This is a genomic window from Ruegeria sp. BJ5 (assembly GCF_056537865.1).
On the sequence record NZ_JBQFSH010000002.1, the window covers coordinates 494,883 to 516,996 of the forward strand.

General features: G+C 62.0%; 23 protein-coding genes. 9 read left to right on the forward strand and 14 right to left on the reverse strand.

The annotated features are described in order from the left end of the window. Positions 1-75 precede the first annotated feature (75 nt). Complete coding sequence (locus ACR0NY_RS09935) at positions 76-2,448, reverse strand: mechanosensitive ion channel family protein (protein WP_093964558.1); 2,373 nt, start codon at positions 2,446-2,448, stop codon at positions 76-78. Between the two features lie 373 nt (positions 2,449-2,821). On the opposite strand from ACR0NY_RS09935, the gene ACR0NY_RS09940 reads away from it, so the two are divergent. Genes ACR0NY_RS09940 through ACR0NY_RS09970 form a run of 7 tightly spaced genes read left to right on the forward strand, consistent with a single transcriptional unit; the run spans position 2,822 to position 9,320 of the window. Next, positions 2,822-4,036, forward strand: a complete 1,215-nt coding sequence (locus tag ACR0NY_RS09940) for a glycosyltransferase family protein (protein WP_170367861.1) — start codon at positions 2,822-2,824, stop codon at positions 4,034-4,036. Further along, positions 4,033-5,280: a glycosyltransferase family 4 protein gene (locus tag ACR0NY_RS09945; RefSeq protein ID WP_170367859.1), complete on the forward strand. Its 1,248-nt coding sequence runs from the start codon at positions 4,033-4,035 to the stop codon at positions 5,278-5,280. Before ACR0NY_RS09940 ends, ACR0NY_RS09945 begins: the two co-directional genes overlap by 4 nt. After that, complete coding sequence (locus ACR0NY_RS09950) at positions 5,280-6,356, forward strand: glycosyltransferase family 4 protein (protein WP_170367857.1); 1,077 nt, start codon at positions 5,280-5,282, stop codon at positions 6,354-6,356. Before ACR0NY_RS09945 ends, ACR0NY_RS09950 begins: the two co-directional genes overlap by 1 nt. Then, a complete protein-coding gene (locus ACR0NY_RS09955; protein ID WP_170367855.1) occupies positions 6,353-6,937 on the forward strand; it encodes a histidine phosphatase family protein in 585 nt (194 codons plus the stop codon). Before ACR0NY_RS09950 ends, ACR0NY_RS09955 begins: the two co-directional genes overlap by 4 nt. Beyond that, complete coding sequence (locus tag ACR0NY_RS09960; protein ID WP_170367853.1) at positions 6,934-8,076, forward strand: glycosyltransferase family protein; 1,143 nt, start codon at positions 6,934-6,936, stop codon at positions 8,074-8,076. Before ACR0NY_RS09955 ends, ACR0NY_RS09960 begins: the two co-directional genes overlap by 4 nt. Continuing rightward, a complete protein-coding gene (locus ACR0NY_RS09965; RefSeq protein ID WP_170367852.1) occupies positions 8,073-8,825 on the forward strand; it encodes a polysaccharide deacetylase family protein in 753 nt (250 codons plus the stop codon). Before ACR0NY_RS09960 ends, ACR0NY_RS09965 begins: the two co-directional genes overlap by 4 nt. An 18-nt stretch (positions 8,826-8,843) precedes the next feature. After that, the gene (locus ACR0NY_RS09970; protein ID WP_093964551.1) at positions 8,844-9,320 is read left to right on the forward strand and encodes a class I SAM-dependent methyltransferase; all 477 of its coding nucleotides are present in this window, start codon (positions 8,844-8,846) and stop codon (positions 9,318-9,320) included. Here the strand turns inward: ACR0NY_RS09970 and ACR0NY_RS09975 are convergent, their stop codons facing one another. Then, on the reverse strand, positions 9,321-10,463 hold the full coding sequence (locus ACR0NY_RS09975) for an alpha-D-ribose 1-methylphosphonate 5-triphosphate diphosphatase (RefSeq protein ID WP_170367850.1): 1,143 nt from the start codon (positions 10,461-10,463) through the stop codon (positions 9,321-9,323). 52 nt (positions 10,464-10,515) lie between these two features. On the opposite strand from ACR0NY_RS09975, the gene ACR0NY_RS09980 reads away from it, so the two are divergent. Beyond that, entirely contained in the window at positions 10,516-11,199 is a 684-nt protein-coding gene (locus ACR0NY_RS09980) for a DUF1045 domain-containing protein (protein WP_170367848.1), read from the forward strand. Here the strand turns inward: ACR0NY_RS09980 and phnN are convergent. The 7 genes from phnN to phnG form a co-directional block, all read right to left on the reverse strand. After that, positions 11,175-11,729: a phosphonate metabolism protein/1,5-bisphosphokinase (PRPP-forming) PhnN gene (gene phnN, locus ACR0NY_RS09985; protein WP_170367846.1), complete on the reverse strand. Its 555-nt coding sequence runs from the start codon at positions 11,727-11,729 to the stop codon at positions 11,175-11,177. The two genes, ACR0NY_RS09980 and phnN, sit on opposite strands and share 25 nt — an antisense overlap. After that, positions 11,726-12,409, reverse strand: coding sequence for a phosphonate C-P lyase system protein PhnL (phnL, locus tag ACR0NY_RS09990; protein WP_170367844.1), 684 nt, complete (start codon positions 12,407-12,409; stop codon positions 11,726-11,728). Before phnL ends, phnN begins: the two co-directional genes overlap by 4 nt. A 24-nt stretch (positions 12,410-12,433) precedes the next feature. After that, on the reverse strand, positions 12,434-13,204 hold the full coding sequence (gene phnK / locus ACR0NY_RS09995) for a phosphonate C-P lyase system protein PhnK (RefSeq protein WP_170367842.1): 771 nt from the start codon (positions 13,202-13,204) through the stop codon (positions 12,434-12,436). Then, positions 13,201-14,061 carry an alpha-D-ribose 1-methylphosphonate 5-phosphate C-P-lyase PhnJ gene (locus ACR0NY_RS10000; RefSeq protein ID WP_217354829.1) on the reverse strand — a complete coding sequence of 287 codons (861 nt, stop codon included), beginning with the start codon at positions 14,059-14,061 and terminating at the stop codon, positions 13,201-13,203. The genes phnK and ACR0NY_RS10000 overlap by 4 nt, the downstream gene beginning before the upstream one ends. Before the next feature lie 238 nt (positions 14,062-14,299). After that, positions 14,300-15,391, reverse strand: coding sequence for a carbon-phosphorus lyase complex subunit (locus ACR0NY_RS10005; protein ID WP_170367840.1), 1,092 nt, complete (start codon positions 15,389-15,391; stop codon positions 14,300-14,302). A gap of 3 nt (positions 15,392-15,394) precedes the next feature. Next, positions 15,395-15,970 carry a phosphonate C-P lyase system protein PhnH gene (phnH, locus tag ACR0NY_RS10010; protein ID WP_170367838.1) on the reverse strand — a complete coding sequence of 192 codons (576 nt, stop codon included), beginning with the start codon at positions 15,968-15,970 and terminating at the stop codon, positions 15,395-15,397. Next, entirely contained in the window at positions 15,967-16,428 is a 462-nt protein-coding gene (phnG, locus tag ACR0NY_RS10015) for a phosphonate C-P lyase system protein PhnG (RefSeq protein WP_170367836.1), read from the reverse strand. Before phnG ends, phnH begins: the two co-directional genes overlap by 4 nt. 102 nt (positions 16,429-16,530) lie before the next feature. Here phnG and phnF point away from each other — a divergent pair, with 102 nt between their 5' ends. Further along, the gene (gene phnF, locus ACR0NY_RS10020) at positions 16,531-17,247 is read left to right on the forward strand and encodes a phosphonate metabolism transcriptional regulator PhnF (RefSeq protein WP_170367834.1); all 717 of its coding nucleotides are present in this window, start codon (positions 16,531-16,533) and stop codon (positions 17,245-17,247) included. 6 nt (positions 17,248-17,253) lie between these two features. On the opposite strand, the gene ACR0NY_RS10025 is transcribed toward phnF, so the two are convergent. The 5 genes from ACR0NY_RS10025 to phnC form a co-directional block, all read right to left on the reverse strand. Further along, on the reverse strand, positions 17,254-17,871 hold the full coding sequence (locus ACR0NY_RS10025; RefSeq protein WP_170367832.1) for an LbetaH domain-containing protein: 618 nt from the start codon (positions 17,869-17,871) through the stop codon (positions 17,254-17,256). Positions 17,872-17,895: 24 nt separating this feature from the next. After that, positions 17,896-19,263, reverse strand: coding sequence for a phosphonate ABC transporter, permease protein PhnE (gene phnE / locus ACR0NY_RS10030; protein WP_170367830.1), 1,368 nt, complete (start codon positions 19,261-19,263; stop codon positions 17,896-17,898). Continuing rightward, entirely contained in the window at positions 19,260-20,141 is an 882-nt protein-coding gene (gene phnE, locus ACR0NY_RS10035) for a phosphonate ABC transporter, permease protein PhnE (RefSeq protein WP_170367827.1), read from the reverse strand. Before phnE (ACR0NY_RS10035) ends, phnE (ACR0NY_RS10030) begins: the two co-directional genes overlap by 4 nt. Positions 20,142-20,207: 66 nt before the next feature. After that, positions 20,208-21,110, reverse strand: a complete 903-nt coding sequence (gene phnD / locus ACR0NY_RS10040) for a phosphonate ABC transporter substrate-binding protein (protein ID WP_170339782.1) — start codon at positions 21,108-21,110, stop codon at positions 20,208-20,210. 68 nt (positions 21,111-21,178) lie between these two features. Continuing rightward, positions 21,179-22,000 carry a phosphonate ABC transporter ATP-binding protein gene (gene phnC / locus ACR0NY_RS10045; RefSeq protein WP_170339781.1) on the reverse strand — a complete coding sequence of 274 codons (822 nt, stop codon included), beginning with the start codon at positions 21,998-22,000 and terminating at the stop codon, positions 21,179-21,181. Positions 22,001-22,114 lie beyond the last annotated feature (114 nt).

Below are 22,114 nucleotides of genomic sequence, written 5' to 3' on the forward strand. Positions count from 1 at the left end.
CGCGGAACGCGCGGCCTTGCCCAACGCTTTGAACGGCGGCGCGGCGGCGCCGCAGGTCAAAGGGGCGGGAGCGCCCTAGCGGTCGTCTCCACCGGGGCCGATATCGTCCAGATACTCCTCGTCAATTGCGGCTTGCACCGCACCGGTGACTGCCTCGCGTTGTTTCGGAGACAGGTCTTCGGGGTCCTTGCCATCGGCCAGTCGTACCGTGACTTCGCGGTGGGCAAACTTGATGCCTTCGCGCGCGAACAACTCGCGGATTTCTTGATACACCTTCTTGCGCACCAGCCACTGGTCGCCCGGCTTGGTCATGAACTTGACCCGGATGATCATCGCGGAATCCTGCATCTCGATAACGCCCTGCGACTTGAGCGGCTGGATGAAGTTGTCCCCGATCACCGGATCCTCCAGCAACTCCTGCCCCAGTTTCTTGATCAGCTTTCGGACCTTCTCGACGTCCGTGTCGTAGGTCACCCGCAGCGGAAGTTTCATGATCACCCAGTCGCGCGAGTAGTTGGTCAGAACCTTGATTTCACCAAACGGGATCGTGTTCAGTGCCCCCAGATGGTGGCGCAGCTGGAAAGACCGGACCGAGATTTTTTCGACCGTACCTTTGACATCTCCGATGTCGATGTATTCCCCCTTGCGGAACGCGTCATCCATCAGGAAGAACGCGCCTGAGAAAATGTCCCGCACCAGTGTTTGCGAGCCAAAGCCCACGGCCAGACCGACAACGCCGGCGCCTGCAAACAGCGGGCTGACATTTATGCCCAGCTCCATCAGAACGATCAGCACGATGGTCACGACCACCACAGCCAGTATGGCGCCCCGAAACAGCGGCAGCAGCGTGGCAAGGCGGCTTTGACCGCCCTCTCCGCCCTCGTCACCCAACTCGGCTTCGGCGGCTCCATCATCGGTTTCTTCAGCGATCTTGGTGTCGATCCAGATCCGGAAGAAGTGGAACAGGATGTAGCCGATGAACAGGATCACCATCACATCCAACGCCCGGCCAATGGGCAAATCCTCGCTCCAGCTGGCTTCGGGATTCCAGATGACGACCAGTGCATAGATGCCGACGACAAAGGCCAGGATACCCGCGACACGCCGCGCAAGATCTTCGTAGGTCACCAATGTGTGCTTGCGCTGCTCCGCCTCAGGCGTCTCCGAGGTGCGAACGGCCTCCTCATCGGAATCGAGTTCGGCATTCAGAGCCTCGATCTGCCGATTGCGATCGAAGTACCGCTCGAGCAGATAGTTCATGGCGCCATAGGCGATGACGACCGACATGAAGATCATGTAGCTGCTTGCGACGATCGGCAGCGAGTCCTCGGTCTCGAGCACCAGATCCACCGCCAGCTTGAACCAGCTGAAGACCAGATAGACGATCAGGGCCGGGGCCCAGCCAAATGACACGAACCGCAGCAGCCAGGACACCTGGTCCGGCTGACGGCCGCCTCGGATCGCGTTCGAAATGGCCCGGGCGTTGAACAGGATCATCAGGATGTTTCCGACCATCCCGATCAGGGTCAGCCCGCCATAAACCATCGCGTAGACGTTGTAGTTCAACCCGAAATCCGCCACCCAGGTGGAAAACAGAACAGCGGTGATGTCATAGGTCGCCAGCGCCGATGCCCAGATGTACAGCCGCTTGGCGTCACGGTCCGAGAATGGCGGCAACCTGTATTGGCTGAGATACGGCGACAGCACCATCCGCCATAAGTCGGATACCGTACGTGACAGAAAAAACGCGGTGAAAATCGCCGTGACGGTGAACTGGATCGAGATATCTTCGGCCTCGCCAAAGAACAGATACCCGACGATCAGAGCCATCAGCATTGCGAACACCGTGGCTCCGATACCCATCAGGAACCGGAACACAAGGAACGGCATCTTTTCCCGATACCCCTGCGGGTTTTCCTTGATCCGGGCGACGACCCACCGTCGGGCAAAGCGCTTGCCGTACAGCTCGATCGACAGCCATCGACCAACCATCAGGAACAGGATGTTCCATCCCAGCACCTCGACATAGGTGAATATCCGGCCATCAGGACTGGTTTGCTCCAGGATGTAGCGCACCTCGAAGATCGAATAGGGCAACGCCTCAAGGCGGGATCGCACGGCTTCGCTGAACTTGGCAAAGCGCTCCTGCGCCTTCATCAACTGCGAACTTTCCGCCATCGGATCGTGGACGACGTCCTCGGGCTGGCCACCAGCCTGCCCAACCGAGGATACGACCTGCCCGGCGCTGTCGATGACGATCACGCTGGCGCCCGCCTCGGTCGCTGCGCGGATCGCGGCCGCAACATCGTTGTCCTGCGGGGCCTCTGTTTCACTGGACGCCCCGGGATACCCCGGGATCAGCGAGGTCTGCGCCGCCGCACCGGTCGCGCAGGCCAGAGCGATTGTCCACGTCAAGAACAGCACACGGACAAGAAAGTTCGGTTTCATAAGGTCTTGCATCCTGATCTCTTGCTGCACGACAGCCTATAGAAGGCACCGGCCTTGATCAAACGATCCACTCGTCGCTTCCCGACATCGTGTAGGACCGTGTTTTTGGCGCAAGCCCAAAGGCAGGATGTTTCCAACCCTCTGGAATTCCTATAAGAGCAGGCAGCATCCGGCAAATCCGGGTTTTGCCAACTTCGGGGAATGTTGCAGGCTTCGCGTTATTGGTGACTTGCGCAATGGCTGTTGCCAAATCGCAATGATTGACGCATTTGCGGCTTTGACACAGACCCTTTGGCAGGCGGCGTCAAAAAATATAAGATAACTGGTGCGAAACGCGCGGAAACTGCACCGTAACAAAGATACGAGCGAGGGCATGAGCCTAGGCATCGACGACAAACAGACCGGTCGCGCTCCGCGCATAATGTTCTACAGTCACGATACGTTCGGACTGGGTCATCTCAGACGCTCCCGAGCGCTGGCTGCGGCAATGACGCGGGCGAACCCGCGGGCCTCGGCCCTGATCCTGACGGGCTCGCCCGTTGCCGGGCGCTTCACTTTTCCGCGGCGCGTGGACCATGTGCGCCTGCCGGGTGTGACCAAGCGGGCTGACGGCTCGTATGCCGCGCGCACGATCGGAATGGGGATTGACGAGGTCACCGAACTGCGTTCGGGACTGATCCAGACCACCATGCGCCAATTCGACCCGGACGTCGTCGTCGTCGACAAGGAGCCAACCGGGTTCCGGGGCGAACTGCTGCCTACCTTGGAACAGCTGCATCAATCCGGGCGCGCCAAACTGGTGCTGGGCCTTCGCGACGTTCTGGACGAACCCGAGGTTCTGGCGGCGGAATGGGCCCGAAAGGATGCCGCCGCCGCGACCGAGAAATACTATCACGAAATCTGGGTCTACGGCCTGCGGTCTGTTTATGACCCGACAGAAGGATTGCCGCTCAGCCCGTCGGCGCAGGCCCGCATTCACTGGACCGGTTATCTGCGCCGCGATCTCGGCCCTGTCGGCGAACCTCCCGAGCAGCCCTATATCCTTATCACGCCCGGAGGCGGTGGCGACGGGAAGGCGATGGTCAACCTTGTCCTGTCTGCATATGAAAAAGACCCTGATCTGTCCCCCCGAGCTGTGCTTGTCTATGGCCCTTTCCTGTCCGGTGAGTTGCGCGAAGAGTTCGAGACCCGCGTGGCGGCCCTGAACGGTCGTGTGACGGCGGTCGGGTTCGAATCCCAGATCGAAACCCTGTTCGCCGGCGCGGCGGGTGTGGTCTGCATGGGCGGATACAACACGTTCTGCGAGGTGCTGTCCTTTGACAAACGCGCGGTGATCGTCCCGCGAACGACCCCGCGGCTGGAACAGTGGATCCGCGCCTCGCGCGCCGAGGAACTGGGCCTTGTGCGGATGCTGGACGAAACCCGCGACGGGTTGACGGCCGATGCGATGATCACGGCCATTCGCAACCTGCCGCAGCAGCCCCTTCCGTCGGAGGCGATCAAGGCAGGTTTGCTGGATGGCTTGGACTATGTCTCTGATCGGGTCGAGGCCCTGCTAAGCGTCGAAAAGGAACGAGCGACCGGATGACCGACGCAGAGCCGAGACTGGCGGTGTTGGTCAAAGGTTGGCCGCGCCTGTCCGAGACGTTCATCGCTCAGGAACTGGTTGCTTTGCAGGATGCCGGCCAGGCTTTCGACATCTGGTCATTGCGCCACCCGACCGACACCAAACGCCACCCCCTGCACAACCGGTTTCAGGGGCGGGTGCATTATCTTCCCGAATATCTGTACCAGGAACCCCAACGCGTATGGGCGGCGAGACGAACCGCACAGGCGCTTCCGGGTTACGCACAGGCCTACCGGGTGTGGCGACAGGATCTGCGTCGTGATCCCACGCACAACCGAATCCGCCGCTTTGGGCAGGCTTGCGTTCTGGCCGCGGAATTGCCCGGCGGTACACGCGCGCTGTATGCCCACTTCCTGCATACCCCGTCCTCGGTTGCCCGTTATGCTGCAATCATGCGCGGCCTGCCGTGGAGCTTTTCGGCTCACGCCAAGGATATCTGGACGTCGCCCGAGTGGGAAAAGCGCGAGAAACTCCATGCCGACACCTTCGGAGCGGCATTTGGCGCAACTTGCACCGATATCGGCGCGCGGCATTTGCGCGATCTGGCCGATGACCCCGCCCGTGTCGATCTGATCTATCACGGGTTGGACCTGACGCGATTTCCTGAGCCGCCCGTACGAAAGCTGCGATCCGTCGATGACCGGTTCCATATGGTGTCCGTCGGACGACTGGTGGAAAAGAAAGGCTTTGATCGCTTGATCCACGCCTTGGCCATGCTCCCCCCAGAGCTTGACTGGCACTGGACCCACATTGGCGGCGGCACCTTGTCGGACAACCTGCGCAGCCTGGCGGAAAACCTGCGCCTACAGGATCGCATCACCTGGAAGGGCGCCTGCGATCAACCCGAGGTCATTGCGGCCATGCGCGAGGCGGATCTGTTCGTGCTTCCCAGCCGCATCGCCGCGGATGGGGACCGGGACGGCCTGCCCAATGTCCTGATGGAAGCCGCGTCGCAAAAACTGCCGATCCTGTCCACTCCGGTCTCGGCCATACCCGAATTCATCCAGACCAACGTGCACGGCATCTTGTCCGATGACGAACCCACAGCGCTTGCAGACGCCATATCCACCCTGTCCGCCGACCCGCAGAAAGCGGCAATCATGGCCGATGCGGCTTATGACCGCTTGCTTGCGAATTTTCGCATGGACCCCGGCATTGCACGCCTGTCCCGCCGCCTGAAAGCCTTGTGCGCGGAGGGTGCCTGATGGTTCGGGTCGCCTTCTATGCGCCGATGAAAGCCCCAGACAGCCCGGTACCATCCGGCGACCGCGAAATGGCTCGTAACCTGATGGCTGCAATCGGGGCCGATGGGCATCGCGTTGATCTGGTCTCGCGGCTGCGCATCTATGACAAGACCGGAGACCTGGACCTCCAGAACCGTCTCTACCGCGAAGCCGCGACCGAGGCCACCCGACTGAGCGCAGAACTACCTGCGGATACAGGCCTCTGGGTGACCTATCACAACTACTACAAAGCTCCGGACCTTTTGGGGCCGGCGGTCTGCCGGGCGCGCGGAATACCCTATGTTCAGCTTGAGAGCACCCGCGCCATGTCGCGCCTTTCCGGGCCCTGGGCCGGCTTTGCCAAAGCTGCGCACGATGCCTGCAACGCCGCACAGATGATCTTCTACCACACAGCAAATGACTTGATCACACTGGAACGCGAGCGGTTCGGTGATCAGTCATTGATTGAACTCCCACCCTTCCTACCCCGATCGGACCTGCCTCGGCCCTCTCGATGCGCCGGGCCGATGCTGACAGTGGGAATGATGCGTTACGGGGACAAGCTGGAGTCCTTCCGCATTCTGGCCGATACACTGGCTTTGCTGAAGGGGGATTGGACGCTGAACATCGCCGGCGACGGGCCAGCCCGCCCGGAAGTCGAGGCTTTGATGTCCTCCTTCGGCACACGTGTCCGTTTTCTGGGCCTGCTGAGCCGCGATGACCTTGAAACGATCTACTCCGATGCTGCTCTGTTGGTTTGGCCGGGCGTCAACGAAGCCTACGGGATGACCTATATCGAGGCGCAGTCCGCGGGCGTCCCTGTTGTCGCCCAGGATCGCCCCGGTGTGCGCGACGTACTGGCGCCTGCCGATCATCCTGCCCCAGAATACGGCGCCGCCGCGCTGGCCGAGCGAGTTGACCGGCTGCTGTCCGATCCCGAACTGCGTCGGAGCGAAGGTCAAAAAGCGCGCGACTACGTGGCCGGCCGTCATTTGATGCCAAACGCAACACGGACGTTCTGGTCGGGTGTTTCTTCGCTGGTAGGGGAAATGTCATGACACGTCTGGCCCTTCTGCGCCACGGTCATACCGCCTGGAACCGCGCAGGACGCATTCAGGGGCGCAGCGACATCAGCCTCGATGATCAGGCAAAGGCCGAACTGGCCGGATATCGCTTGCCCGCCCCTTGGGACCGGGCCGAACTATGGTCAAGCCCCCTGACCCGCGCCAGCGAAACTGCGCAGCTGGTGGCGGGGCGCGAACCCGCAACCTCGGCCGCTTTGGTCGAGATGAATTGGGGCGACTGGGAAGGCCAACGCGGGGAAGACCTGATTGCAGATGCCAACACTGGATACCGGCATATCGAGGATTGGAGCTGGGAATTTCGTCCCCCCAAGGGCGAAAGCCCGGCCGACATTCGCCGCCGCCTTATGCCATGGCTGTCCAGCCTGACTGGTGACAACGTAGCTGTCTGCCATATCGGAATCATGCGGGTCATCCTGGCGCTTGCCTGGGGGTGGGAGTTCACAGGCCCCGCGCCGTTCCGCATCAAACGCAATCGCCTTTATGTGGTCGATTTGGAGCAAATGCGACCGGAGGCAGAGCCCGTCCGGCTTATTCCGCGCGAGGCCGGGTCATGAGGACCATGATCATCGTCACCCATCTGCTGGGGACCGGACATCTCAGCCGCGCATTGACCTTGGGTCGGGCTTTTGCGGATGCCGGGCACGACGTGACCGTCGCATCCGGCGGGATGCCTGCACCACAACTGAACACGGATGGAGTTTCCCTGCTGGCGCTGCCACCGCTGCGTTCGGATGGTACCGATTTCACGCGGTTGCTGACGGCCGACGGAAATATTGCAGACGCGACCTATCTGAACTCCCGCGCTATTGCCCTGACCGAGGCTGTTCGCCGGGTAAACCCCGATGTCCTGATAACGGAACTCTATCCCTTCGGCCGCCGAAGCCTGGCCGACGAATTTCTGGCCTTGTTGTCCACTGTGCGGTCACTGCCGTACAGACCGGTTGTTCTGAGTTCGATCCGGGACATCCTCGCGCCACCGTCGAAACCCGCCAAGGCTGTGCGGACCGAAGAAATCATTACGCGTTTCTATGACGGCGTACTGGTCCATTCCGACCCCGAAATCACGCCGCTGCATTCCAGCTGGCCGGTTACAGACAATTTGGCCGGACGCCTGTTCTATACCGGCTTTGTTGCCCCGCCTGCGACGGGCCCTCATGAACAAGGGGAAGGAGCGAATGAAATCCTGGTTAGCGCTGGCGGCGGATCGGTCGGGCAACCGATCTTTCGCGCGGCCATCGAGGCCGCCCAAAAGATGCCCAACAGGCGCTGGCGCCTGCTGGTCGGCGGTCGGGATTCCGAAGACCGGATTGCCGAACTGAGGCACATGACACATGGCGAAAAAGTCATTCTGGAGCCCGTACGTCCGGATTTCAGACAAATGCTACCGCTGGCCGCGGCCTCGGTCAGCATGTGCGGGTACAACACCGCCATGGACTTGCTGCAATGCGCGACCCCGGCCGTTCTGATCCCATTTGACGATGGCAAGGAAGTGGAACAGACCCTGAGGGCAAACAGCCTGGCGCGCCTGCCTGCCGTCGACGTGCTGCCCAGCGCGAAGCTGACCGGAGAGACATTGGCCCAAGCAGTCGACCGCGTCCTACATCAAGGCCCGCGCAAACCATTGGATGGCGGGTTTGACGGAGCCCGCAAGTCGGTAGAGATTGCCACTTCGCTTTGGGAGGCTCGGCAATGACAACCGATTGGACACCGCTGCGGTCCGAATTGCAGGTGTGGCGAGAGGCTGGGCTTACGCTTCCACTGTGGTGGCGGGACGATGACGCGATCGCGCCCAGCCGGCAATTGGACCGTTTGGTGGACCTGTCATCCCGAACCGGGCTGCCGGTTCATCTGGCCGTCATTCCACGCGATGCCAGTCAGGGTCTGGTCAACCAGGTCGCCGAACAGCCCAGCTTGGTTCCGGTGGTTCACGGCTGGGCGCACCAGAACCACGCACCAAAGGGCGAAAAGAAATCCGAGTTCCGCCTGCATCGTCCGCTCGCCTCAATTGTGTCTGATGCACGCCTTGGCTTCATGAGTCTGCAGGAGTCCTTCGGTGATCGTCTGTGCCCGATGTTCGTCCCCCCTTGGAACCGCATCGCGCCCGAGGTGACGGCAGAGCTTGCGGAAATCGGCTATCAGTTCCTGTCCACGGCCACGCCCAGAACGCGCAGAGACGCCGCACCGGGCCTGACTCAGGTCAATACCCATCTGGATCCGATCGACTGGCGCGGTACGCGTGGGTTGGCCGATCCGAATGCGTTGATCGCCAAAACCGTTTCGATGCTGCAGGGCCGTCGCGAGGGACGTGCCGACCCAACCGAACCTTTTGGCGTGTTGACCCATCATCTTGTCCATGATCAACAGATCTGGGACTTTACCGAGGCGCTGTTGGATTGCCTCATGGCTGGCCCCACACGCGTCTGGTCCGCAGGACCACACTGATTACCCGAGGAGACCTTGATGAGCCGACTGGATTCCATGCTGCGACGCCTGACCGCCCAGCGCGACGGGCTGAACTGGGCTGCGGCGCGGATCAAAGGGCTGAAAGGCGATGTGCTGGACATGGGTTTGGGCAACGGCCGCACCTATGACCACCTACGCGAGATCCTGCCCGACCGGCGTATCTGGGTCATGGACCGGGTTCTGCAATGTCACCCGGACAGCACCCCGCCGGCCGAGGATTTTCTGCAGGGCGAGGCCGAACCGATGCTGAAAAAGCTGGCCGAAGACGGCCCGCGGATCGCATTAGCGCATTATGATTTTGGTCGCGGGATCAAACATGAAGACGTGGCCGAAGCGGCGAGGCTCAGCAAGCTGATTGGCTCGGTCATGGTCCCAGGCGGATTGCTGATTTCCGGCCAACCGCTGGAAGGGTTCGAGCAGATCAACGGCCCGGACTCCATCGCGCCCGACCGCTATCTGTTCTACCTCGCCTGATCAGGCCACGCGCTGTCCGCGCGACCAGACGGCAGTCAGGGCCGGGACGTCACCCCGCATTCGAAAACGGATCAGGTCTGCCCGCAGCCCCGGTTTCAGAGCGCCGCGATCCGCAAGGCCCGCCGCCTGTGCCGGAGCCCGTGTGACAGTGGCGATGCCACGCGCCATGTCATCCCAGATGCGCCCAAGGGTAACGGCTGACAACAGCAAGGCTGACGGCACATAGTCCGACGACAGAATGTCCAAACACCCCAAGTCGGCCAGTTCCCCTGCTGCCACATTCCCAGAATGTGACCCGCCCCGGATCAGGTTTGGCGCGCCCATCATGACCTGAATGTCATGAGCGTGACAGGCCTGTGCGGCCTCGACCGTCGTTGGAAACTCGGCCAGCCGAATGCCATGACGGGCGGATATTGCTACTTGCGCCTCGGTCGTGTCGTCGTGGCTGGCCAGAACCGCTCCGAAGCGACGCGCGGCGTCCACGGCCTCCTGCTCGTGGCGGTCTCCATTGCGGTCCCTCAGCCCCCGCAACTGGTCGACGTGCCGTGCGAACATGTCGTCATCCATTGCGTACTTGCCTTTGAGATAGGCTTCGAACTTGGACAGGTCCCGAAACTGGCGCTGGCCCGGCGTGTGATCCATCAACGAAACGATACCCACCCGGTCTTCTGGACCGAATTCCTGCAGTTCCTCGACCAGCGTCTCAGAACAGACTTCGGCGCGCAGATGCAGAAAGTGGCTGATCTTGAGTGCGTCCTGCTCTCGCAACTCCCACAGCTCGCGCGACAGTCCGCGCGCGTATTTCAGATACCGTCCAGCACCGGACGGGATCGACCCCACGCGCATAGCGTCAAAGACGGTCGTGATCCCGGTGCTGGCCAGTTCCGCGTCATGCGCAAGAATGGCTGCGGCATGGGGCCAGTCCACCCTGGGCCGCGGCTGGATGTGGCGTTCCAGGTTGTCGGTGTGCAACTCGACCAGGCCGGGCGACACATAGTCCCCGTCACAGTCAATCGCGCCTTTCGGAACAGCCGCGCCGGTGTCTATGTCAGCGATCATCTGGCCAACGATACGGACACACCCACGGACAGTCTCATCCGGCAGAACAAGCAACGCATTGGCAAGGGTCAGTTCATCTGTCATCGGAATTTCACGTGGTTTGAGGTAAGGAGAGGCCACGCAACAGGAGGCCATTGTGAATTTTGCGCGATACGCGATCTATTTCGTTCCCCCAGCCCAATCCGACTGGAGCAGGTTTGCAACTTCGTGGCTGGGGTGGGACATCGATGCGGGACGCACCGTCGACCATCCGATCATCGACGGGTTGGACGTCGCCTCGGTAACACAAGTGCCGCGCAAATACGGGCTTCATGCCACGATGAAGCCGCCGTTTCGCCTGCGTGAAGATCAGTCGCTGTCCGCTTTGCAGGATACCTGCGCCCGTCTGGCCGGTAAATTCGCCCCCGTTTTGCTGGACAGGCTCGAAGTTGCCCGCCTTGGTCGGTTTCTTGCTTTGCGGCCCGTGGGCGACACACGGGACCTGAACGCGCTTGCGGCGGCTTGTGTCCGCGACCTGGACCCTTTTCGTGCCCCGGCATCGGAAACCGAGATGAACCGGCGCCGAGCGGCCGGGTTGACCATGGAGCAGGACGCAAATCTGACGAATTGGGGCTACCCATACGTTCTGGAGGCTTTCCGTTTTCACATCACCCTGTCCGGTCGCCTGAGCAAGCCGATGCTGGCAAACGTGCAAACCGTGCTGAACCAACGGCTTGTCCCATTGCTGCCAGCCCCCTTTGACATAAGGGACCTGGCCCTTGTGGGCGAGGCTGAAGACGGGCGGTTCCATATGCTTCAACGGTACGCCCTTTCGGGTTGAAGGCCGGACAAGATGGTTTCAACGGTCGCATCCAGTGACCCGGAATTGTCGACCTCGATCACGTGGTTCAAACCTTCGGGCAGGGCTGCAGTGGCGCGCCCCAAACGCCGGGCTTGATCGGCCGCGCTTTCCCGGTCACGCACTGCCAGACGTTGTGCCAGAACCTTTGGGTCGGCCGTCAGGGATATCACGATCAGCTCACGAAATTCCTTCTGCGCCTCGGGCAACACAGCCCTTGAGAGGTTGACCAGAACGGCGTCGGCCCTTTGGCGTTGTTCCGTGATCGCAACGGGTATGCCGTAGTGCAGCCCGTGCGCGGCCCAGTGCAGAACAAAGCCGCCCTCTTGGACCATTGTTTGAAACGCCCGGTCGGACACGCGGTCAAAATCCTCGCCGCCTTCGCCATGGGGACGGGTGATGACTCTACGCACCCTTTCGAAGTTCGGCGCGCGCGCCAGCAGTGCTTGGATTACGCTGTCTTTTCCAACACCCGAAGGCCCGACAACCGCAATGACCGGGGCCATCTTCATGCCGCGGCCCTTGGCGAAAACTGAGTGACGTCAACCACGCGGTTGCAGACCCGGTCACGGGCCTCTTGGTCGTGGAATATCCCGATGATAGCCGCACCGCGAGCCTTTGCCTCTTGGATCAGGGACAGCACGGTTTCGCGGTTCCGTGCGTCAAGGCTGGCCGTGGGTTCATCTAGCAACAGCGCCGGATAGTCATGCGCAAAACCACGCGCGATATTCACCCGTTGCTGTTCACCGCCCGAAAATGTCGTGGGGCTGAGGCGCCAAAGCGGTTCCGGAATATTCAGGCGCTGAAGGAGGCCCGCTGCCTTGTCCAGTGCGGTCTGCCGCTCGCACCCCTGAACCAGAAGCGGTTCGGCAACGACCTCCAGCGTCGGCACACGCGGTACGACACGGAGAAACTGGCTGACATAGCCCAGAGTTTCCCGGCGCAGTTGCAGTATCTCGCGCGGTTGGGCCCGGGCGACGTCCAGGCCGCCCACCCGCACCTGCCCCGAGGCCGCCAGGTAATTGCCATAGATCACCCGCATCAGCGTGGACTTCCCGGCCCCGCTGGCCCCGGTCAGGGCCACGCATTCTCCGGCCCCGACCTGCAGCGACGCGCCCGCCATCACGGGGATCACGGCGCCGCCCTGATTGTGCAGGGTAAAGCTCTTGCTCACGTCGATCAGTTCAATCATCGGATTTCATCTTTTCTGTAGCATTCAAACCTGCAGCACGCTGGACACGAGCAGTTGCGTATAGGCATGCTGCGGGTCGTCCAGCACCTGATCGGTCAGCCCCGCCTCGACCACCTCGCCATCCTTCATCACCATCAACCGGTCCGCCAACAGCCGCACCACGGCCAGATCATGGGTGACGATGATAGCGCTCAGCCCCATCTCGCGCACAAGGCCGCGCAGCAGGTCCAGCAGCCGCGCCTGCACCGAGACATCCAACCCGCCGGTCGGTTCATCCATGAAGACCAGCCGCGGACCGGTCACCAGGTTGCGCGCGATCTGCAACCGTTGCTGCATGCCGCCCGAAAACGCGCTGGGTCGGTCGTCCACGCGGCTTTCTGCAATCTCGACCCGGCCGAGCCAATCCAGCGCCTGCCCGCGGATCTGACCATAGTCCCGGCTCCCCACGGCCATCAGTCGCTCGCCGATATTGCCGCCGGCGCTGACCGACATGCGCAGCCCGTCGCGGGCATGCTGATGCACAAAGGCCCAGTCGGTGCGCCCCAGCATCCGGCGGGCCGGCTCGGACATCGTGACCGTGTCCACCGGCCCGTCGGCGCGGGTATCAAAGATCACCTGCCCGGCATCCGGCTTAAGATGCCCGGCCAGACAGTTCAGCAGGGTCGACTTGCCCGACCCGCTTTCGCCGACAATCCCCATCACCTCACCGGGGTAGAGGTCGAAACTGACATCCCGGCACCCGATCCGCGCGCCATAGCGTTTCTCGATGCCTTTGACCTGCAACAGCGGGGTCATGCCGCGCCCTCCTGCGTCAAACGCCCTTGGTGTCCGGCGTCGCGGCGGGACCGGCAGTAATCGGTGTCCGAGCACACGAACATCCGGTTGCCTGCATCGTCCGTGATCACCTCGTCCAGATAGCTGTCTTCGGCCCCACACAGATCGCAGGCATGATCGGCCTTGGCGGCCTCGAACGGGTAGTCCTCGAAATCGAGGCTGACCACCCGCGTATGCGGCGGCACCGCATAGATCCGCTGCTCGCGCCCGGCCCCGAACAGCTGGATCGCGTCCATTTCCAGTTTCGGATTGTCGAATTTCGGGATCGGAGACGGGTCCATCACATAGCGCTCAGCCACCCGGACCGGATAGGCATAGGCCGTGGAAATCGCGCCGTGCTGGCTGATGTCTTCGTAGAGTTTCACATGCATCAACCCGTATTCCTGCAGGCTGTGCATCTTGCGTGTCTCGGTTTCGCGCGGTTCCAGAAACCGCAGTGGTTCGGGGATCGGGACCTGATAGACCAGGATCTGATCGGCGCGCAGCCGGGCCTCGGGGATACGGTGGCGGGTCTGGATGATGGTCGCCTTCCCGGTCTCTTCGGTCGTGACCACGCCCGCCGTCTTTTCAAAGAACTTTCGGATCGACACGGCATTGGTCGTGTCATCGGCACCCTGATCGATGACCTTGAACGTATCGTCGGGGGTCAGCGTCGCGGCCGAGACCTGAACCCCGCCCGTGCCCCAGCCATAGGGCATGGGCATCTCGCGGCTTGCAAAAGGCACCTGATAGCCGGGCACCGCCAAAGCCTTGAGAATGGCCCGACGGATCATCCGCTTGGTTTGTTCGTCCAAATATGCGAAGTTATACTCATTCATTTGATGTATCACTTTCGGTTTTTGGTGTTGTTGTGGACGGTTATCTGGTTGCCTCGGCCTTCGCGGTCGTCATGGTGTACTTTCTCTGGCGCAGGATACACTCCCGGCGACGGCGCCGGGCCATGCGACGCGACCAACATGGCGAACGGTCCACGATCGGCTCGGAAACCGCCACTCAGCCATTGGCCGCCGATAAAACAACCCATCAAGCGGACAGGATGCAGGAAGGTCACTGGAGTCATTCAGCCGCCTCCGGTGACGCCAAGCGTCCTTCGGCCTCGCGGCGCAATTTGCGCACCAGTTCCAGTTCGGACTGGAAATCGACGTAATGCGGCAGCTTGATATGCTCCAGAAAGCCGGTCGCCTGAATGTTGTCGGCATGGCTGAGGACGAATTCCTGATCCTGCGCCGGAGCGCCCAGATCGTCTTCGCCCAATTCCTCCCAGCGCAAGGCGCGGTCCACCAGCGCCATCGCGATGGCTTTGCGCTCGGACTGGCCGAAGACCAGCCCATAGCCGCGTGTGAACTGCGGCGGCTCGGTTTTTGATCCCTTGAACTGGTTCACCGTTTCGCATTCGGTCAGGGCGATCTCGCCGATCTCAATCGCGAAACCCAGTTCGGGGATTTCCATCTCGACCCCGACGGTGCCGATGCGCAGCTCACCCACGAAAGCGTGGTTGCGGGCATAGCCGCGCTGGGTCGAATAGGCCATGCCCAGCACGAACCCCTCGTCCCCGCGCGTCAGCGCTTGCAGGCGCAGGGGGCGGTCGGCCGGGAACTCCATCGGTTCGCGCGTCAGGTCACCGGGCGGCTCATCGCTGGCGGGTTCATCCTGGATTAGGCCTTCGTCCTTGAGGAATTCGGTGATGTGTGGGGTCGGCTCGTGACGCGGCGCGGCAGTGGGGGCCGCGGGCACCGCGCCATCGGCCGCCAGTTTGAAATCCAGCAGGCGGTGCGTGTAGTCGAAGGTCGGGCCCAGAACCTGCCCGCCCGGTGCATCCTTGAACGTGGCCGAGATCCGGCGGTCGCAGGTCATGCCGCCGGTATCGACTGGGGACGAACAACCAAACCGCGGCAGGGTGGTGCGGTAGGCGCGGATCAGGAAGATCGCCTCGATCAGATCACCGCGCGCCTGTTTGATCGCAAGTGCGGCCAGATCGGGATCGTACAGAGAGCCCTCGGCCATCACGCGGTTCACCGCAAGGCTGAGTTGTTCGCGGATTTGGGCCAAGGACAATTCAGCCACGCCAAGATCGCCCCGGCGTCCCTCGGCCAGCCAGGCATGGGCGTTTTCGATCGCCTTTTCGCCCCCTTTGACGGCTACGTACATGGCCTAACCCTCAGGCTGGATGCGAGTGCTGCGCGGCAGGGCCGCGACCGTATCCCCGCAGGTGAAGAAGAAATCGCACCCCAACGGGTACAGGTCCGAATTGGCCTGAAGCGCCGCAATGTCGGGCACGGCCAGGCGTGCAGTGTCGCGGATGCCTGGGCCTCGCAGGGTGGCGCCGGATTTGCGCAACACGTCGCACTCCACGATCAGGGTGGCGGATCGGTCGGGATATTCCGGCGTTCCGATCCGGTATTGGTCCAGCGGCACCAGATCCTGCCAGAAACCGACGGCGAAGTCCGCCTGCGCGGCGGGCACGAGGGGCGCACCGGTGTGGAAAGTCAGCCACTGGCGAATGGCCGGGTTGTCGGCCGTGCCCGCCAGATAAACGCCCGTATCCGCGTCACACAGCGTCAGCAGCAGCGTTCCGGCGGCGACCGACAGGCCTTCGGGCGGGGTCGCGCCGACCTGCTGCCGCAACTCGCCCGGCCGCGCCATCACGGTCATGGCCGCACGAAAGGCGTGCGCCGCCTGAACCGGAGCATCGGTGAAACCGCCTGAAAAACGGGTCTGTGGGGTCATTGGTCCTCTCCGCGAACCATCGTGAAAAACTCGACCTTGGTGGCCGCGGCCTTGGCGGCACGGGCCGATCTGGCCGCCTGAACCTGACGGGTCAGCGGCTCCAGGATTTTGGCACGCACCGTGTCCGCATCACCGGTCTGCATCAGCGCGTCGATCAGAGCGGCGGTTTCGGCATGGGTCTTGTCGCGCCCCTGCACATATCCGTGGCCCTCGGTTCCGTCGGCCAAGACCAGAGCGCAGCGCGTGACCGTCATCTCGCCCAGGTTGAACGGTGCGCCGATGCCGCCTGCCCGCCCCCGCACCATGACGCCGCCGATCTCGGGCGTGCGCAACCACTGGAATTCGGGGCGCGCGCCATAGGCGGCCCATAAGGCCGCCAGCGCCTCGGCCGGCGCACGTGCCAGAAGGCCCAACCAGGCCTGTCGATCACCTGTCGCAATTTTTGTCTGATCCGCCATCAAAGCCTCTTGGCCAAGTTGTCTACAACTACTATACAACTAGACAAATCATAGTGGGACAACGGGTGACTCGCAACGAATATGCTGTGAAGTTTTGATGACATGAGCCAAACACGGATCTGGAAGACCATCGCGCTGGCGCTGACCGCCGACATCGCCGAGGGGCGCTTTGCAACCGGCGACCGCCTGCCGACCGAGGCGCAGTTGGCCGCGACCCACGGCGTGAACCGCCACACGGTGCGCCGGGCCCTGGCCGAACTGGCCAGGCAAGGGCTGGTGCATCCCCGCCGCGGGGCAGGCGTGTTTGTTTCGGCGGCTGCAACCGATTACCCGATCGGCAAACGGGTCCGGTACCACCGGAACATCTCGGCCAGCGGCAAGATTCCGGGCAAGCGGGTGCTGTCTCTGATCACCCGCGCCGCCGACAAGACCGAGGCCGAGGCGCTGGCCCTGGCCCCCGGCGACCCGGTGCATGTCTATGACGGGTTGTCGCTGGCCGATGGCCAACCGATCGCGGTGTTCCAAAGCGTCTTTCCCGCCGCGCGCCTGCCCGACCTGCCCGAAGCGCTGGCCCAGAACGGCTCGGTCACGCGGGCGCTGCGGCACTGCGGCGTGGCGGACTATACCCGGATCTCGACCCGCCTGACCGCCCGCGCGGCCGATGCGGTTCAGGCCCGGCACCTGCAACTGATTGAGGGCGCGCCGGTTCTGCATTCGGTCGGCATCAATGCCGATCCGCAGGGGCATCCGGTTGAATACGGCAAGACCGTCTTTGCCGGTGAGCGGGTCACTCTGACGCTGGATGACGATCACGGGTGATGCCGGTCAATCCTCGTATTTCTCCAGAAAGACCTCGGCGGGCAACGCGCGAAAATCCGGCAGCGCCGCGCGCAGGCGGGCATTGTCCCATTCCCACCAGGCCAGAGCCATCATCCGCTCGGCGACCTGCTCGGGGAACCGGCGGCGGATGGGTTGGGCGGTGACACCCCCGACGATTGTATAGGGCGGCACATCCTTGGTCACGATCGCCCCGGAGGCGACGATTGCCCCGTGCCCGATCGTCACCTCGGGCTTGATGATGGCCGCGTGGCCGATCCATGTGTCATGCCCGATATGCGCCAGCCGCCCGGCGCGCCGGGCGAACCAGTCCGCGTCGTCCTCGGCATCGTCCCAATAGTCGGCTGAGCGGTAGTGGAAGTGATGCAGCGACGCTTTCTCGATCGGATGGTCGGTGGCGCCGATCCGGGTGAAACTGGCGATATTGGCGAATTTCCCGATCCGTGCATTGGCGATGTCGCAGGTGCGGTCGCAATAGGTATAGTCCCCAAACACCGAATTCGTCACCCGCGTTCCGGCACCGATTTCGACAAAGGCGCCAAAGCTGCTGCCGGTTATCTGGCAATCCGGGTGAATGAAAGGCTGGTCCGGTCGCAAGCGCGCCATGGTCTGCAAGTCCTCGTATACGGTTCAAGGCAACATCAGGGGCTTGGCCTGCGGGTCGCGCTGTTTGCGCGACTTGGGCGGCCCGCCCTGGATCAGCCGCCTGCGCAGCCAGCCCGAAAACCAGTCCATCAGCATGACCATCAGGATGATCAGCACGATGTAATAGGCGACTTCCTCCCAGTCTTTCTGGGTGATAATCGCCTGTGTCAGCAACAGACCGATCCCGCCCCCGGTTATCGCCCCGATCACGGTTGCGCTGCGGGTGTTGGATTCCAGGAAGTACAGGAGCTGACTGAGCAGAACCGGCGTGATCTGCGGGATCACACCGAAACGATATTTCTGCGGCGCATTGGCCCCGGTAGACTGCACGCCCTCGATTTGCTTCTGATCAACATTTTCCAGCGCCTCGGAGAAGATCTTGCCGAAGGTGCCGGTATCGGTGACCAGGATGGCCAGCGCCCCTGTTAGCGGCCCTGGCCCGAAGGCGCGTGCCAGAACCACCGTCCAGATCAACGCATCAACACCGCGCACGAAGTCAAAGATACGACGAGTGGCAAATCGGACCGTTCTAAACGGATTGAAATTTCGTGTCGCCAGAAATGCGAGGGGCAAAGCGATCATCCCTGCCCCCAATGTGCCCAGAAAAGCCATCAGAAGCGTTTCAAAGATCGCCCACGCAACATCCTGATGGCGCCACATTTTGTTGGTCCAGAAATCGTCAAATATTTCCGCGGCCTCGCCCGATGCGGCACGCCCCATCAACTGGCTGAAAGACTGACCGTGATAGGGGCTGTCCAGTGTGAACCAGAACAGTTCCCACCCGTTGAAATACCGGAACACCTCGGCCCGGTTGCGTGTCACGGTCAGCCGGCCCGCCGGCGTGGTGATCGCCAGGCGGTTCTTTGAAATGTTGATCCAGTCCGGCACCTCGGCAGTCGGCAGCTCGGCCTGCACTCCGGCAGACCGGCTGGGCGTTGCGCGCACGGTTCCGTAACCGGGGATGTCATATTCCACGGTTTCAGGTCCAAAACGAACGATATGGCCATCTTCCAGGTCAATCACCGTGGTTTCGCCCAAAGCGACCCATTCCGGCGCAGTGCCATCCGGGTAAGCACCCTTGCGCTCTCCCCCGATCGCAACGGACACTTCTCCGTTGCGATTGTCCCGGGTCACGTGTGTCTTGTAGCTGTAGCTGTCGGATACAAGCGTCTTGCCGTTTTCCCAGTTGGCCCGCTCGGCCAAGCCGGGCACGTCAAAGGCAAAGAAAACATAGATCAGGTATAGAATGACCAGCCCCGGCAACCCGAAACTCAGCGCCCGTTTGCGCCGAAAGATGTGGTCGGTTTTGGCTTTCAGGTCATTGATCTGCAGATCAGTGGCAAAGGTGCTCATGCTGCGGCTCCTTTGGCGGAACCATGTGTCAGGCGGTCACGCAAAACGCCGGACAGCTGATCCACGGCCACGATGGTGACGAACAGAAGCAGAAAGATGGCCGCCGCCTCGTCGTAACGCCCCTGCCCCCAGGACATGGCGTTGCGCAACTCGTACCCCAAGCCGCCTGCCCCCACGAAACCAAGAATGGCTGAGGCGCGGATGTTGATCTCGAACCGCAGCAGAGCGTAGCTGACGTAGTTTGGCCCGACCTGCGGGATCACGCCCAAATACATCCGCTGCAACCAGTTGGCGCCAACCGACTGCAACCCCTCTACCGGTTTCAGAGAAGCGTTTTCGTTCACTTCGGAAAACAATTTGCCCAGAGCACCGGCAGTGTGAATGGCGATGGCAATCATTGCAGGCACAGGCCCGCCGCCCAGAACAAAGATCAGTACCAACGCGATGACGATTTCCGGAACGGCCCGGCAAATATCAGAAATACGGCGAAAAACGGGGATCAATGACGGCCACAGCGCCATGCCGCGGGTGGACATCAGCGCCATAAAGGTGCCGCCCAGAGTGCCCACCAGCGTGGCCGCGGCGGCGATATTCAGTGTTTCGATCAGCGCGGGAAAGAACTCGACCAAATTTGCGGGCAATTCCCCGATTTTCTCCCAGGCCTCAGTCAGAACCTCGGCAGGGTAATCGAAAATGCGGTTCCACCCATCGGCAAAACTACCGGCGTTTCGCATGTCGGCGGTCCGGAATCCGGCCGCCATAAGAGCCACGAACAGGATCAGGAGTATCCCACCGTAAACCCGTTTGCGACGGGTCATGATGGTGTAATCCTCCCGAATCCGGTCGAGTCCGGCGGTTCCCGCGGTCAGGTCGGTCATGAAAGGCTCCGATGGGGATAGTGGGGTCCGGTTCACCGCCGGACCCCGAACAGAAGTTACGCAGGCTTAGTTTGACTTCAGCTTGCGGGCTTCAATGATGATTTCGTAGGCCTCGTGGGTGATCGGCTCGAATGCTTTGGCTTCACCTGCGGCCACGCCATAGAAACACTCACGGTCTTTGTCGGCCAGCCCGGCCATCAGAGCCGTCATCTTCTCTTTGACATCTGCCGGCAATGCCTTGCGTAGAACCACCGGACCTTCGGGGATCGGCTTCGATTTCCAGATTTCGACCATGTCGTTCATGTCGACCAGTCCGGCATCCACGGCGCGGCGCAGCGCGCCCGAATTGTAGCCGTCTTCCCAGTTGCCCAGACCATCGGCCCAGGTCACGCCACCATCCACGTCACCGTTGTTCACGGCGACGATTGTCTGCTCGTGACCACCGGTGAACTTTACTTCACCGAAGTAGTCACCCGACTCCATCGTCGCACCCGTTGCCTGAGGGATTTCGATCGAGGGGATCAGGTAGCCCGAGGTCGAGTTCGGATCACCAAAGCCAAATACCTTGCCTTTCATGTCATCAAGCGAGGTGATGCCGCTATCCTTGCGGGCGAACCCGACCGAGTAGTAGCCATACCCACCATCTACGTTCACCTTGACCAGAACCGGTTCGACCGCCTCGGGGTCGCTGAGATAGGTCTTGGCATAGGCGGAGGCGCCCAGCCAGGCCATGTCGATCGTGCCGCCCAGCAGGCCCTGGATCACGCCGTTGTAGTCCGCCGGGGCGAACAGCTTGGTTTCGACACCCAGCGCGTCCTCGGTGTATTCACGCAGACATTCGTTGTTGTTCAGACGGTCCTGTGCGTTTTCTCCGCCCAGAATGCCGATACGGAATTCGCTGATCTCCTCTGCCATGGCAGGCGCGCTCAGGGCAGTGGTCGCGACCAGGGCGGCAACAAGTTTCTTCATCTGTCTCTCTCCAGGTTGATTGGCCCACCCCATTCATCGGGCCGGGCGATGAATGAGGTGTTTGGGGCTCAGATCGTGGCCTCGGCTTCCATCAGAGCTTTCCGGTTGGCATCCAGCGTTTCGATCTCGGTCGAGGTCGCGGCCTCGGAGAAGCTGGCATCAGCGCCGTAGATCTCGCGGGCGACGCCGGTGGTCAGCTGCTCGGGCAGGCCGTCGAACACGATGCGACCGTCGCGCATGCCGACCACGCGGTCGCAATAGCGGCGCGCAGTGTCCAAAGTGTGCAGATTGGCGATCACGGTACGGCCGTCCTCTTCGTGGATGCGGCGCAGGGCCTGCATCACGACTTGCGCGTTCATCGGGTCCAGCGAGGCGATGGGTTCATCGGCCAGGATGATCTTGGGGTCCTGCATCAGCGCCCGCGCGATGGCGACACGCTGCTGCTGTCCGCCGGAAAGCGCCTCGGCCCGTTTGGGGGCATGTTCGGCGATGCCAAGACGGTCGAGAATGTCGATGGCGCGATGGATGTCTTCCATCGGGAAAAGGTTGAACATGGTCGCCAGCGTCGAGTGCCGGTTCAGCGTTCCATGCAGCACGTTCGAGACCACGTCCATGCGGGGCACAAGGTTGAATTGCTGGAAGATCATCGCGCAATCGGCCTGCCACGCACGTTTTTCGCGCCCTTTCAACTTGGTCACGTCGCGCCCGTGAAACAGGATCTGCCCTGCGCTGGCATCGGTCAGGCGGTTGATCATACGCAGCAGGGTGGACTTGCCCGCGCCCGACCGCCCGATGATCCCGATCATGCATGGCTTGTCGACGTCCAGCGTTGCGGTATCGACGGCAGTATTGTCGCCGAAGCGCTTGGTCAGTTTTTCGATGCGCAGCACGTGCCACCCCCAATTCGTGATGGAGGTCGTCTACAGCTGGTGCTCAACGGTGATGTGTCGATCCGGTGAAGCTTTTGTAACGGGCTGAAAGCGGATGGCCTATGCAAGGGCTGG

Coding starts and splice junctions, on each gene's coding strand:
- phnD (WP_170339782.1), bottom strand. CDS start 21,110: ATGAAGAAACTTGTTGCCGCCCTGGTCGCGACCACTGCCCTGAGCGCG.
- ACR0NY_RS09940 (WP_170367861.1), top strand. CDS start 2,822: ATGAGCCTAGGCATCGACGACAAACAGACCGGTCGCGCTCCGCGCATA.
- ACR0NY_RS09960 (WP_170367853.1), top strand. CDS start 6,934: ATGAGGACCATGATCATCGTCACCCATCTGCTGGGGACCGGACATCTC.
- phnE (WP_170367830.1), bottom strand. CDS start 19,263: ATGAGCACCTTTGCCACTGATCTGCAGATCAATGACCTGAAAGCCAAA.
- ACR0NY_RS10005 (WP_170367840.1), bottom strand. CDS start 15,391: ATGTACGTAGCCGTCAAAGGGGGCGAAAAGGCGATCGAAAACGCCCAT.
- ACR0NY_RS10000 (WP_217354829.1), bottom strand. CDS start 14,061: ATGAATGAGTATAACTTCGCATATTTGGACGAACAAACCAAGCGGATG.
- ACR0NY_RS10025 (WP_170367832.1), bottom strand. CDS start 17,871: ATGGCGCGCTTGCGACCGGACCAGCCTTTCATTCACCCGGATTGCCAG.
- ACR0NY_RS09945 (WP_170367859.1), top strand. CDS start 4,033: ATGACCGACGCAGAGCCGAGACTGGCGGTGTTGGTCAAAGGTTGGCCG.
- ACR0NY_RS09955 (WP_170367855.1), top strand. CDS start 6,353: ATGACACGTCTGGCCCTTCTGCGCCACGGTCATACCGCCTGGAACCGC.
- ACR0NY_RS09965 (WP_170367852.1), top strand. CDS start 8,073: ATGACAACCGATTGGACACCGCTGCGGTCCGAATTGCAGGTGTGGCGA.
- phnN (WP_170367846.1), bottom strand. CDS start 11,729: ATGAAGATGGCCCCGGTCATTGCGGTTGTCGGGCCTTCGGGTGTTGGA.
- ACR0NY_RS09970 (WP_093964551.1), top strand. CDS start 8,844: ATGAGCCGACTGGATTCCATGCTGCGACGCCTGACCGCCCAGCGCGAC.
- ACR0NY_RS09950 (WP_170367857.1), top strand. CDS start 5,280: ATGGTTCGGGTCGCCTTCTATGCGCCGATGAAAGCCCCAGACAGCCCG.
- phnH (WP_170367838.1), bottom strand. CDS start 15,970: ATGACCCCACAGACCCGTTTTTCAGGCGGTTTCACCGATGCTCCGGTT.
- phnG (WP_170367836.1), bottom strand. CDS start 16,428: ATGGCGGATCAGACAAAAATTGCGACAGGTGATCGACAGGCCTGGTTG.
- phnE (WP_170367827.1), bottom strand. CDS start 20,141: ATGACCGACCTGACCGCGGGAACCGCCGGACTCGACCGGATTCGGGAG.
- phnL (WP_170367844.1), bottom strand. CDS start 12,409: ATGATTGAACTGATCGACGTGAGCAAGAGCTTTACCCTGCACAATCAG.
- ACR0NY_RS09935 (WP_093964558.1), bottom strand. CDS start 2,448: ATGAAACCGAACTTTCTTGTCCGTGTGCTGTTCTTGACGTGGACAATC.
- ACR0NY_RS09975 (WP_170367850.1), bottom strand. CDS start 10,463: ATGACAGATGAACTGACCCTTGCCAATGCGTTGCTTGTTCTGCCGGAT.
- phnK (WP_170367842.1), bottom strand. CDS start 13,204: ATGACCCCGCTGTTGCAGGTCAAAGGCATCGAGAAACGCTATGGCGCG.
- phnF (WP_170367834.1), top strand. CDS start 16,531: ATGAGCCAAACACGGATCTGGAAGACCATCGCGCTGGCGCTGACCGCC.